The following is a 13,413-nucleotide window of genomic DNA, read 5'->3' as shown; positions in this document are numbered from 1 at the left end:
GTCGAATTGTGACACAAACTTTTTCTACTTGCTCCAAAGCGCTTCACAATCTTGACCTTCGTAGTTTTTATCTACGAATAAGCCTAAAACAGCGATCACTCGATCGCCATCCATTAATATCGGCGTTCTGCGTCTTAACCAACTGGGTACTTGGTACTCTTGAAACAACTTCTTCAGCTTCCTGCTATGACTGCGCCCAACAGGGTGTGCTGACAATCCCTCAGGGTTAAAGATCACTCGCAATGTTCTGCTCGCTGTGTTGAGACTAAAACGTAAACGTTGCACATCACGGTGGTTAGACACACCATCACTCGCCGCTGAAGTTAAGTTTAGCTCCCCTAAACCATCAGGCAGAACTAAGCTCTCTTCCATCGAGATATCGCTTTGCCAGTTCGACAAGTCTTTGGTCTCTTTGACGACATAGAGCTGATGATTAAAACGTCTAACCTCAACCTCATTCAACACCAGCTTAGGATTGGCGTCAGTCTGAGCGCATGCCACCTCATCCCATATAAGTTTGAGCTGTTTTTGGCTCGGCATCGGTTGATTACAGAGGCTCAGCCACATTCTTAATAGGCGTGCACGCAGTAAATCAGAGTGCTGAGATAATACCTCAATACTTAAGCTGTGCTTCTCAGTTAAAGCTTGTTGTAAGTGAGACTCAAGCAACTCATCCAACAGTAACTCTTGCTCTGCACATAGCAGAGCGCTGCGACTGACCGACTCTCGGAAACTAGGCCAGCGCTCGGTCAGTGTCGGAGTGACTTGATGACGAATAAAATTGCGGTCAAAGCGAACGTCTTGATTACTCTCATCTTCTACCCAAGTTAAAGCCATATCGCGCGCCGCCCATTCAATGTCCGTTCTCGTCACCGACAGCAGTGGGCGAACGATATGAGCATTAGCAAACGGCATCATTTTCGCCATTGAAGAGAGCCCTTTCGGACCACTGCCACGCTTAAGAGCTAACAAAAAAGTCTCGACTTGATCATCGATGTGTTGACCTGTAACTAATACATCACCTTGTCTAATATGCTTTTTAAAGGCTTGGTATCGCGCGTCTCGAGCCAGTTTTTCAACGCTTTCTCCACTATTGATATCTAGCGAAACTCGTTCAATGAACAAAGGTACCGACAAAGCATCACACCATGTTTGGCACTGCTCTGCCCAATAATCAGCATTGTTGCTTAAGCCATGATGAACATGTACCGCACAGCACTCAATGTGATAGGACTTAGCGTATTGCGCAGCCAGTTCCAACAAAACTCGTGAATCGACACCACCACTGAAAGCGACGATCAACCGACGAGGCTTAAGCGCGCTTTGATCAAGTACAGATGCGAAGGTATCAATTAAGTGTGTCATGAGGCTAATAAACCAAGAGATCGTGTGTGAAGGGATAATGTTTTAATAATAAAAAAGGGTTGGCACTGAGTCCAACCCTTTCATCAACTTGTTCGTATAGCTAGCCTTATCGCTAAGGCAGTTATCAGCAGTAGCCGTAGCTCATTAGACGCTGGTAACGACGCTCAAGCAGCGTTTCGTTATCAAACTGCTCTAGCTCTTCTAGCTGCTTAACCAACATGTCTTTCATGTTCTGAGCCGTTTGTGCAGGGTCGCGGTGCGCGCCACCTAGAGGCTCAGGAATGATTTCGTCGATAAGCTCAAGCTCTTTAAGGCGAGGAGCAATCAGGCCCATCGCTTCAGCAGCTTGTGGTGCTTTATCTGAATCGCGCCATAGGATTGAAGCACAACCTTCTGGAGAGATTACTGAGTACGTAGAATACTGAAGCATGTTCACGTAATCACCAACACCAATCGCTAGTGCACCACCAGAACCGCCTTCACCCACAACGTTACAGATAACAGGAACTGAAAGGCCAGCCATCACTTTTAGGTTTTTAGCGATAGCTTCAGATTGACCACGCTCTTCAGCACCAACACCTGGGTATGCACCCGCTGTGTCGATGAAAGTGATGATAGGCATGTTGAAACGCTCAGCGGTTTCCATTAGACGTAGTGCCTTACGGTAACCTTCTGGCTTTGGCATACCAAAGTTACGGATCACTTTCTCTTTAGTCTCACGACCTTTCTGGTGACCAATAACCATAACAGGACGGCCATTTAGACGAGCCATACCACCCACAATCGCTTTGTCGTCAGCGTAAGCGCGATCGCCCGCCATCTCTTCAAACTCTGTGAACGCATGCTCCAGGTAATCTTTGGTGTAAGGACGTTGAGGGTGACGAGCAAGTTGAGCTACCTGCCATGCACCTAAGTCACTAAAGATTTTCTGTTTAAGCTCTAAGCTTTTTTTCTCTAGTTGTTCGATTTCTTTGTCTAGATCTACCGCTGTGTCACCACCGTGACGCGAAACGTCACGTAGCGCTTCGATTTTTGCTTCAAGTTCAGCGATAGGCTTTTCAAATTCTAGAAAGTTCAGGCTCATCTATGAATCCTTGTTGATTCAGCTCCGCATTCGCGAAGCTAAATTTTAGTTAAATTCGAGTTCTACTTGGCTATTTCCAAGCAGCTGTTTTAATTCGTCTAGTAATGTATCACTTGGCGTCACGCGCCATTCTGTGCCCAATGTTAACCGCGCTCTAGCGTCGGCACGCTGGTAGTATACATTGACTGGGACCGTTCCGGCTCTATAAGGTTCTAAGATTTGACTAAAGCGTTCAAAAAATTGACCGTTAATTTGGGATTGGTCGATAGATATCGACACCCCACGAGCATATTTCTCACGGGCGCTTCCTAAGTCCATGACCTCGCGCGCGGACATTTTAAGCCCGCCATTGAAATCATCAAAGCTGACCTGTCCGGAAACGACCACAATTTTGTCTTTTTCGAGCAATTCTGCGTAGCGATCGAGCGCATCCGAGAACAACATCACTTCCATTCGGCCCGATCGATCATCAAGTGTCATCAAACCGATTCGCGTACCGCGCTTAGTCGTCATTACTCTCGCAGCAATCACCAAACCGGCAATCGTTAGTGATTGGTCACGACGCGTTGGTGTAGCGTCTTTCAAACGACAGCTAGTGTATTTCGCTAACTCTTTGATGTAAGCGTTAACCGGGTGACCCGTTAAATACAAACCAAGCGTTTCACGTTCACCTTCAAGCCAAACCTTCTCAGGCCATTTAGGCACTTGGGTATACTTGTGTTCAACCTCTTCCGGAGCGTCGGTCAACACGCCAAACATATCAGATTGACCAAAAGACTCGGCATGGTGATGTTGGCTCGCCGCCTTCACCGCATCTTTCAAAGATGCCATCATCGCTGCTCGGTGAGGACCTAATCTATCTAAGGCTCCGGATAGAATCAACTTTTCGATAACACGTTTATTAACCTTCTTCAGATCAAGACGTGCACAGAAGTCGAATAAGTCTTTGAAGTAACCGCCTTTGTTTCGCGCTTCGATGATCGCTTCAATAGGGCCTTCACCGACCCCTTTGATCGCACCAATGCCATAAACAATCGCGCCATCTTCATCCACGTTGAAACGATAGAGACCCGAGTTGATATCTGGGGGTAAAAGCTTGAGCTTCATACGGAAACATTCATCAACAAGGCCGATAACCTTCTCGGTGTTATCCATATCCGCTGTCATTACCGCAGCCATAAATTCCGCTGGGTAGTGCGTTTTCAGCCATAGCGTTTGATAAGAAACCAGTGCGTATGCTGCGGAGTGAGATTTGTTAAAGCCGTAGCCCGCAAATTTCTCTACCAAGTCAAAGATCTTCATGGCCAGTTCGCCATCAACACCATTGGCTTCAGCGCCCTCTTTAAAGGTACCACGCTGCTTTGCCATCTCTTCTGGCTTTTTCTTACCCATCGCACGACGCAACATATCCGCTCCGCCAAGCGTATAGCCAGCAAGGATCTGTGCGATTTGCATTACCTGTTCTTGATACAGGATGATGCCGTACGTAGGTTCTAGCGTCTCTTTCAACGATTCGTGTTGCCACGTTTCATCAGGGTAAGAAACCGCTTCACGGCCGTGTTTACGGTCGATAAAGTTATCTACCATGCCTGATTGCAGAGGACCCGGACGGAACAAGGCTACCAATGCGATAATATCTTCAAAACAGTCCGGTTGTAGACGTTTGATCAGGTCTTTCATACCACGCGATTCCAGCTGGAATACCGCGGTGGTTTCAGAATTTTGTAATAGGTTAAATGACGCTTGATCATCAAGAGGAATCGACTCGATACGAACAGGCTCTTTACCCTCTTTCTTTAAGCGTGGGTTTACGAGCCCTAACGCCCAGTCGATGATGGTCAGGGTACGCAGACCCAAGAAGTCGAACTTAACCAAACCAGCGGTTTCAACGTCATTCTTATCGAATTGCGTTACTGGGAAGTTACCTTCGGCATCGGCATAAATTGGCGCAAAATCGGTGATCGTGGTTGGTGAGATAACAACACCACCCGCGTGCTTACCGGCATTTCGCGTACAACCTTCAAGGATGCGACACTTATCGATCAGCTCACGAACTTCTTCATCGCCATCGTAAAGCTCTGGTAATGCAGGTTCAGCAAGGAATGCTTTCTCTAGCGTCATACCCGGATCTGGCGGTACAAGCTTTGAAATTCGGTCAACGAAGCCAAACGGGTGACCCAGTACACGGCCTACATCGCGGATTACCGCTTTTGCCGCCATGGTACCAAAGGTGATGATCTGAGAAACGGCATCACGACCGTACATCTCAGCAACGTGATCAATAACTTGGTCACGCTTATCCATACAAAAGTCGATATCGAAATCGGGCATGGATACACGTTCTGGGTTCAAGAAACGTTCGAAAAGGAGATCGTATTCAAGAGGATCAAGGTCGGTGATATCAAGCGCGTAAGCCACCAAAGAACCAGCACCAGAACCACGCCCTGGACCTACGGGCACATCGTTGTCTTTTGACCACTGGATGAACTCCATTACGATCAAGAAGTAACCTGGGAAACCCATGTTGTTGACAACTTCGAGCTCGATCTTGAGTCGCTCATCGTATTCAGGCCTGCGCTCAGCACGAACTTTTTCGTCAGGGAACAGGAACGCCAAACGTCGTTCAAGACCTTCTTCAGATTTCTTGATCAGGAAGTCTTCAATCGCCAAACCTTCCGTAGGGAAGTTAGGCAGGAAGTATTCACCCAAACGAACGGTCACGTTACAACGCTTGGCAATCTCAACACTGTTCTCTAGCGCTTCTGGAATGTCTGAGAACAGCTCACACATCTCTTCTTCACTACGTAAGTATTGCTGCGCGCTGTAGTTCTTAGGGCGACGAGGATCGACCATAGTGAAACCATCATGGATCGCCACGCGGATTTCATGAGCATCAAACAGGTCTTCAGTTAGGAAAACCACTTCGTTGGTTGCGACAACAGGCAGGTCTTCTTGTTCAGCAAGCTCTAACGCAAAGTGTAAGTATGACTCTTCATCTGGTCGTCCGGTACGAATCAGTTCCAAGTAAAAACGGTCGGCGAAGTACGTTTTGTAAAACTCGACGCTGCTTGCAACCAAATCACGGTTACCTTTCAGTAACGCCTTACCAATCTCACCTTCTTTGGCGCCCGATAGAATGATTAGGCCCTCTGCGTTCTCAATTAGCCACTCTTTATCAATTACAGGCTGATGTTGAACATGACCACGAAGGTAAGCTTTCGAGATAAGTAGCGTTAGGTTGTTATAACCTTTATTGTCCGTTGCGATAACGGTGAGCTTGGTCAACTCGTCACCGAACTCCGGAGACTGCATCAAGAAGTCAGCACCAATAATTGGTTTAACCCCACACCCATGGGCAGTACCGTAAAACTTCACCAAACCACACAGGTTGGTAAAGTCGGTCAATGCTAGAGCAGGCATACCCATTTCAGCGACTTTTTTAACTAGTGGTGGCACCTTGGATAGGCCATCCACCATCGAAAAGTCACTGTGTACGCGTAGGTGAACAAATTTTGGATCTGACATTATTTTTCCTGAGTTCTAGGTTTGAGCCTAGGATTACAACTGTGTGTATTCTATTTTTTTCTAATACAAGTTAGCAACTTTATTCGATGCCAAGCTCTAGTTAACGTAAAGCTCTAGTCTATGCCAAGAATACGTTTTACTGGCTTAAAGCTCTTGCGGTAATGCTCGGTTACACCATGTTTTTCAATCGCTTCGAAATGCGCTTTGGTCGGGTAACCTTTATGTTTAGCAAAACCAAACTCTGGATGAAGTTTATCAAGATCTTCCATCTCTTGGTCACGAACGACTTTTGCGATAATAGACGCCGCACTGATTTCAGCCACTCGCAAGTCCCCCTTCACAATCGCAAGACCTTCCATCGGCAGTTCTGGGACACGGTTTCCATCTATCAACGCCATATCAGGTTGAACGCTCAACCCCGCGATAGCTCGCTGCATAGCCACCATCGTCGCTTGTAAGATATTCAACTCATCGATTTCTTGTGGGGAACAACGACCGACAGACCACGCCAAAGCTTTCTCTTTGATTTCAGGAAGCAACGCAAGACGCTTTTTCTCAGATAATTTCTTTGAGTCGTTCAAGCCTTCGATTGGGTTGTTTGGATCGAGGATAACCGCAGCAGTCACCACGTCGCCAACCAAAGGGCCACGACCTACTTCATCCACGCCAGCAAACAGCTGGTAGCCTTGCGGGTATTCAAATGGAGGAAGCTCTTTTTTCTCTTTTACTGCCATAACTAATCTCTTAATGTTCTGTAGGTAAGCGCTTTATGCTTCAACAAAAGGTCGGTCAATCAATTTCAATACTGCGTTAGCGGCTTGTTTGTCTGCGTCTTTACGGATCCAGTGATGCATCTCGGTAAAGCGTTCGATCAAGGCACTGTTATCGGCTGATAGCATTTTATCGACAGACGGGAACAAAAAGTCTGGGTGACACTCTTCAAGAATATGCTCTTTCACGATCTCTTCACCGGCCAAAATATTCGGCAATGACACAAACTCAGTGATCGCCAACTTCCTAACAATGTAACCCGTCAGCTTATTTACTTTGTAACCAACCACCATAGGGCGTTTAAGCAACATACATTCAAGAGCCACGGTACCTGAAGCCAAAAGCACAGAATCAGCAGCGGTAATCACATTGGTTGCCGTATCTTCGACTAGCGTGAATTCAAGCTCAGGTGCGGTCGATTGCCAGATTTCAGTAAACTGCTTTTTACGTTGCTCGTTAACGAGCGCAACAACAAAATTGATATCCGGATACTTCTGCTTGATACGTTGGCAAGTTTCGATAAATGGCTGAGCAATCAAACCCATCTCACCACCACGACTACCCGGTAATACGGCTAACCACTGCTTGTCTTGATCAAGACCTAACAGCTCTCGAGCATCTTGTTTACTAGGCTCTAAAGGAATCGCGTCTGCCAACGTGTGACCAACAAACTCACAGGCAACGTTATATTTATCGTAGAACGCTTTTTCGAACGGCAAGAAAGCCAATACCAAGTCAGTTGCTTTGTCGATTTTAAAGATACGCTTTGGACGCCAAGCCCATACTGAAGGGCTCACGTAATGCACCGTTTTGATACCAGCGTTTTTAAGATCTAACTCAAGCCTTAGGTTGAAGTCGGGCGCGTCGATACCGACAAAGACATCGGGTGGATTTTGAGTGAAATACTTAACCAGCTCCGCTTTTACTTTTAACAAGCGAGGTAAACGGCCAAGCACTTCAACTAAGCCCATAACGGCCAGCTCTTCCATCTCGAAAAGAGACTCACAACCCAGGGCTTTCATTTTCGGCCCGCCAATGCCAACGAACTCAGCATTCGGGTATTGTGATTTGATCGCTTTGATAAAGCCTTCACCAAGCGTATCGCCAGACAGTTCGCCGACAACAATGCCTACCCGCAATGGTTCATTCGAAACGAAGTCCGAGCTATTGGTTGCTGCTTCTTGCTGTGCCATAGTTTTTCAATTCCCTTGTTGCCTAAAACAAAAAAGACCGCCTAACGAGTAGCGATCTTTTTGTTATACCATTCTGATGAAGTAATTATTGTCATACTCACATTGATTGGTACATAACCACATCGAGTATTAACGAATAATACCGCGCTCAGAGTTCTCTAGCATTTCAAGCATAGGCGCTACCGAAGTAAACTCTTTTGCCATTTCAACTAAAGCCGCTTTCGCTTCTTCAAGTGTTTTACCTGAACGGTATAACTCTTTGTACGCCTTCTGTAGTGCACGAATTTCAGGTTTCTCAAATCCGTTACGCTTCAAGCCTACTAGGTTAAGACCGAATGGAGCCGCGTGGTTACCCTGTGCAAGCACGTACGGCAGTACATCTTGAACAACTGCAGAACAGCCACCAATGTAGGCGTAAGCACCTATTGAACAGAACGGGTGAATCGCAGAAAGTGCCATTACACCAGCGTAGTCGCCAACCGTTACGTGACCGCCAAGGATAGCGTTGTTACCAATGTGAGTGTGGTTACCAACAATAACATCGTGCGCTACGTGAGCATTAACACAAAGTAAGTTGTCATCACCAATCACGGTGGTTGCTTTGTCTTGAACCGTACCACGATGGATTTGAACCGCTTCACGAATTACGTTGCGATCACCGATCACAACTGTTGTGTCTTCGCCGCCGTATTTTTTGTCTTGGTTTTCTTCACCAATAACAGCGTGTGGGAAGATGCGGTTTTCTTTGCCAATGGTTGTGTGCCCTTTGATCACAACGTGCGACATCACTTCAGTGTCGTCACCAATTGTCACGTTACCAGCAATGTAAGTGAAAGGCCCAACCGTCACGTTAGCACCGATAGTTACATCACCTTCGATTACTGCTGCCGGGTGAATTTTCGCTGTTTCATGAATCATATTAAAACTCTCTACGAGCACATTTAAGTTCAGCTGAACATACAACTACGCCGTCAACCTTAGCAACACCGTTAAACGATGCGATGCCACGACGCTCTTTTAAGAATTCAACTTCGATAACCAGTTGGTCACCTGGTACTACTGGCTTACGGAATTTAGCTTTATCTACGCTAGCAAAGTAGTACAACTCGTTGCCAGAAGGCGCACCGAAAGATTTGAATGCTAGAAGGCCTGTTGCTTGTGCCATTGCTTCTAAGATCAACACGCCTGGGAATACAGGAAGCTGAGGGAAGTGGCCTGTGAACTGAGGTTCGTTAACAGAAACATTCTTAATTGCGGTCAGTGTTTTTTCTTTTTCAAAGCTAGTCACACGATCAACCATTAAGAATGGGTAGCGATGAGGTAATAGTTCCTGAATTTCAGTAATGTTCATCGTTGTCTGTTCAGTAGTCAAAGTCGTATTCCTATGTATATTCTTTATTTAATTAGAAGGATTATAAACGAAAAAGACTCGCTGTACGCGAGCCTTTTATTAGAAATGCTGGAATTATGATTCCGCGCTCTTCTCAATAAGTTTTTCAACGGTTTTCAAACGCTTGTTCATTTCATCAATACGATGAACACGCGTTGCTGTTTTACGCCAATCTTTGTTTGGCTGTAAAGGAATACCCGAAGAGTACATGCCTTTCTCAGTGATGCTGCGCATTACCATTCCCATTCCGGTAATCGTAACGCCGTCAGTAATTTCAATGTGACCATTAATCACACTACCACCACCAATAATACAGTACTTACCTATGGTCGTGCTGCCTGCAATGATAGTACCACCTGCAAGAGCTGAACCATATCCGATGTGAACATTGTGAGCAATCTGAAGTTGGTTATCTAGGATAACGTTGTCTTCAATGATTGTGTCATCTAATGCGCCGCGGTCGATGGTAGTACACGCGCCAATTTCTACGCGGTTACCGATGCGAACCGAGCCGACTTGCGGGATCTTAACCCATTCGCCTTTCTCGTTCGCATAACCAAAGCCATCAGAGCCAATAACAGTACTTGATTGGATCAGACATGCTTCTCCAATCACCACTTCATGGTAAACACTTACGTTAGCCCACAGCTTAGTGCCTGCGCCAATTTTTGCATTTTTACCAATAAAGCAACCAGCACCGATGATCACATCATCACTAAGTACCACACCAGACTCAATCACAGCGTTCGCACCAATAGACACATTTTGTCCAATAGTTGCATCGCTAGAGATTGAAGCAGAATCAGCAATAGCCGCTGCGGGTGCAGGAGTAGTATCAAGCGCTTGAGCAACCTTAGCAAAAGCAACGTAAGGGTCACTAACCACAATAACGTTGGTCTTACACAGTTCGCGCTCACTCTCTTTAACCATAATAGCGGATGCTTTACAGTCACCTAGGTGCTTGCTGTACTTCACGTTAGAAAGGAACGTAATGTTGCCTTCTTGCGCTTTATCCATAGGAGCGACTGCTGAGACAGTAATCGTACCGTCTCCGTGTAGCTCTCCCCCAGTAATCGTTGCCAATTCGGCTAAAGTCAGGTTCTTCATAAAACTTATTTCAGTGATTTAATTACTTGCTCAGAGATGTTGTATTCAGGCTTACCGTATTGTAGAGCTTGAATATCAACGATCATGTCGTAGCCTTCTTTCTCTGCAACTTTAGTTACAGCATCTTGAATCACTTTGAACAGCTTCTGCTTCTCTTGTGCTTCACGACGTTGACTTGCTTTTTCTAGTGCTTGAGCTTTGATTTTGTACTTGCTGTCCAGTTGGCCTACTTCGATACGAAGTTTCTCAACTTCTTCAGGGCCTAGTAGCTCGCCATCACGCTTAAGCTTTTCAATCTTCGTTTTCGCTTCAGCTTGAATGCTCTGTAGCTCAGCCGCTTTATCTTTGAACTCTTCCTGCATTTTTTGAAGAACAACTTCACGCTGAGGTAGAGCCTGGAATACTTGTGCAGTGTTTACATAACCCACTTTTTGCGCAGCTTCAGCAGCTGTTGCAAAGAAAGAAGAGCTAAGAACTACAAGGCCTAAACCTGCTGCTTTAATCATATTTTTCAAAATATTGTCCTTTAAATATTAGAAAGTTCTACCAATGGTAAATGTGAAGAATTCCTCATCATCACCTTCGTAAATTTTAACTGGTTTCGCTAGAGAGAAAACCAGTGGGCCCATCGGTGACATCCATTGAAGAGCGGCACCATAAGATGAACGGTAATTTGTTGGATCAGAGTAATCGTAGTAGTACTGGCTGCCACTATTCGGTGCGCCGCGGTCTACGAATTCGGTATCCCATACACTCGCCATGTCAAAGAAGACACTGGTACGAATCTGGCTACGCGCTTCATCAGAAGCAAACGGCGTTGGTACAATTAACTCTAAACTTGCCAAAGCAACCGCGTTACCACCTACTGAGTCATCAGTAGCTGAATCGTATGTAGGGTTGTTACCCGTGCTGTTCCCGTAAACGGCTTTCGGGCCTGCCGAGTTAGAGCCAAAACCACGTAGGGTTGTAAAACCACCTGCGTAATAGTTCTCGTAGAATGGGAACAAGTTATCGTTACCATCCGTTTGACCATAACCATTACCATAGCCTAATCGGCCACGCATCAATAGTGTGAACTCATGCTTTTTGGTCAGCGGGATGTAATGTTTTACATCGTACTGCATTTTGAAGTACTGAGCATCAGAACCGGGTACCGTCACCTTAGCAAAAGCACGTTGATGGTTACCTTCGGTTGGGAAGAAACCACGGTTAAGATTGTTACGAGTCCAAGAGATATTGATGTCGAAATCATCGGTTAGAATGTGTTCGTCACCATATTGGTCAATACTTCTCGCGAACTGTTCAACTTGGATGTAGGTCGGAACGTTACCGATCTTGTTGTGCGTATAGCCAACACCAAACTCGAGACGGTTCAGCTCATCCATAGGGAAACCCCATGTTAGGCTGGTACCATAACTTTGGTTGGTATAGTCGACGATACCCGCTTCAGAGGCTTCGAATTCGTTGTAGAAGATCTTACCGCCCAAGCTCACACCATCAAGGTTCCAGTATGGGTCACGGTAGTCCAAGCTTACGTTCTTTTGGTAATCGTTCATCATGGCACTTACGCCAACACGGTTACCAGAGCCCGCGAAGTTGTCTTGTTGTAAACCAACTTGGAAACTAACACCTGATTCAGTACCGTAGCCAACACCAAAGTTGATGCTGCCTGAGTTTGCTTCCTTAACGTTGTAGACCAAATCAACTTGGTCTTCACTGCCAGGAACACGCACTGTTTGTACATCAACCGTTTCAAAGAAACCTAAACGGTTAAGACGGCTCTTACCGGTATCAATTGACTTAGAGTTAAGCCAGCTGCCTTCCATTTGACGCATTTCACGACGCAGTACTTCGTCTTTCGTTGAGTTGTTACCCGTGAATCGAATATCACGAACGTAGATACGGCTGCCCGCTTCTACATTGATAACCAACGACACTTCTTTGGTCTCATCGTCAAATTCAGGAATCGTGCGAACTTGTGGGTACGCATAACCAGATTCACCAAGAATTCGTTTTACGTTCTCTTCCAAAGACGTTACCGAAGAGCCGTTATAAGTATCGCCGTCTTCAAATGGCACTAACGCTTCGAAGTCAGCCTCACGACCGATTAACTCACCACGGAAAGAGACATCTTTAACCGTGTAAGCTTCGCCTTCGTCTAGGCCAAGTGTGATGTAAACACCTTTCTTGTCTGGAGAGATCGCCACCTGCGTAGAGTCGACCTTAAACTTCAGGTAACCACGGTCAAGGTAGTAAGATTTCAGCGCTTCGATATCACCGGCTAAGACTTGCTTCTGGTATTTTTCATCTGCAAGGAAATTCCACCATGCAACATCAACATTCAGATTGAAACGACTAAGCAGTTCAGAGTCTGAGAAGACTTCATTACCGATAAAGTTGATTTGCTGAATCTTAGCGGATACGCCTTCAGTAAACACAAACTTAAGGTCAGAACGGTTACGTGGCAGAGGTGTCACAACCGCTTTTACTGTCGCGTTGTACTTACCCACGCTGTAGTAAAAATCTTCAAGGCCTTTCTCAATGTTACTCAGCGTAGTGCGGTCAAGCGCTTCACCTTCACGAACACCAGACGCATCTAGGTTCTGCTGAAGCTGCTCTTCTTTGATCGCTTTGTTACCTGAGAATGAAATGCTCGCGATGGTCGGTCGTTCTTTTACTTGAACAACTAAAACACCTTCATCGCGAAGAACTTTAACGTCCTCGAAGTTACCTGAAGCATACAGTGCACGAATGATCTCAGATACATCGCTTTCATCCACTTCATCGCCAATACGCACTGGCATTTTCAGTAGAGCTGCACCAAGTGCAACACGCTGTAAACCTTCGATCTTGATATCTTGAACCACAAAGTTTTGTGCTCCGTTCGCAGCCACACTAGTGGCCAATAGACTTGCGAACAGAATTTGCTTAATCGCCATACTTATTCTAATTATTCCTTGCTACTACCAATGCCTGTG

General features: G+C 45.8%; 10 protein-coding genes. All 10 read right to left on the bottom strand.

Annotation, left to right across the window (positions count from 1 at the left end; all coding sequences use genetic code 11):
- Window positions 1–24 precede the first annotated feature (24 nt).
- Window positions 25–1,365, bottom strand: coding sequence for a tRNA lysidine(34) synthetase TilS (gene tilS, locus AB6E85_RS09995; RefSeq protein WP_372142481.1), 1,341 nt, complete (start codon window positions 1,363–1,365; stop codon window positions 25–27).
- Window positions 1,366–1,489: 124 nt separating this feature from the next.
- Window positions 1,490–2,449 (bottom strand): acetyl-CoA carboxylase carboxyl transferase subunit alpha, encoded by a 960-nt coding sequence (gene accA / locus AB6E85_RS09990; RefSeq protein ID WP_017060731.1) that lies wholly within the window; start codon window positions 2,447–2,449, stop codon window positions 1,490–1,492.
- Window positions 2,450–2,494: 45 nt separating this feature from the next.
- On the bottom strand, window positions 2,495–5,974 hold the full coding sequence (gene dnaE, locus AB6E85_RS09985; protein WP_048616172.1) for a DNA polymerase III subunit alpha: 3,480 nt from the start codon (window positions 5,972–5,974) through the stop codon (window positions 2,495–2,497).
- Between the two features lie 113 nt (window positions 5,975–6,087).
- On the bottom strand, window positions 6,088–6,708 hold the full coding sequence (rnhB, locus tag AB6E85_RS09980; RefSeq protein ID WP_372142480.1) for a ribonuclease HII: 621 nt from the start codon (window positions 6,706–6,708) through the stop codon (window positions 6,088–6,090).
- A gap of 33 nt (window positions 6,709–6,741) precedes the next feature.
- A complete protein-coding gene (gene lpxB / locus AB6E85_RS09975) occupies window positions 6,742–7,938 on the bottom strand; it encodes a lipid-A-disaccharide synthase (RefSeq protein WP_372142479.1) in 1,197 nt (398 codons plus the stop codon).
- A gap of 129 nt (window positions 7,939–8,067) precedes the next feature.
- The gene (gene lpxA / locus AB6E85_RS09970) at window positions 8,068–8,856 is read right to left on the bottom strand and encodes an acyl-ACP--UDP-N-acetylglucosamine O-acyltransferase (protein WP_050644950.1); all 789 of its coding nucleotides are present in this window, start codon (window positions 8,854–8,856) and stop codon (window positions 8,068–8,070) included.
- Between the two features lies 1 nt (window position 8,857).
- Complete coding sequence (gene fabZ, locus AB6E85_RS09965; RefSeq protein WP_009847408.1) at window positions 8,858–9,310, bottom strand: 3-hydroxyacyl-ACP dehydratase FabZ; 453 nt, start codon at window positions 9,308–9,310, stop codon at window positions 8,858–8,860.
- Window positions 9,311–9,403: 93 nt separating this feature from the next.
- Complete coding sequence (gene lpxD, locus AB6E85_RS09960; RefSeq protein WP_048606667.1) at window positions 9,404–10,435, bottom strand: UDP-3-O-(3-hydroxymyristoyl)glucosamine N-acyltransferase; 1,032 nt, start codon at window positions 10,433–10,435, stop codon at window positions 9,404–9,406.
- A gap of 5 nt (window positions 10,436–10,440) precedes the next feature.
- A complete protein-coding gene (locus AB6E85_RS09955) occupies window positions 10,441–10,941 on the bottom strand; it encodes an OmpH family outer membrane protein (protein WP_017063367.1) in 501 nt (166 codons plus the stop codon).
- A 27-nt stretch (window positions 10,942–10,968) separates the two neighbouring features.
- Window positions 10,969–13,374, bottom strand: coding sequence for an outer membrane protein assembly factor BamA (gene bamA, locus AB6E85_RS09950; protein WP_048606669.1), 2,406 nt, complete (start codon window positions 13,372–13,374; stop codon window positions 10,969–10,971).
- Window positions 13,375–13,413: the final 39 nt, after the last annotated feature.

It is taken from the genome of Vibrio sp. 10N.247.311.51 (assembly GCF_041467855.1).
GTDB classification, from domain to species: domain Bacteria; phylum Pseudomonadota; class Gammaproteobacteria; order Enterobacterales; family Vibrionaceae; genus Vibrio; species Vibrio coralliirubri.
The sequence above is the reverse complement of the archived record's forward strand: the minus strand, read 5'-3'. Positions and strand labels throughout refer to the sequence as shown.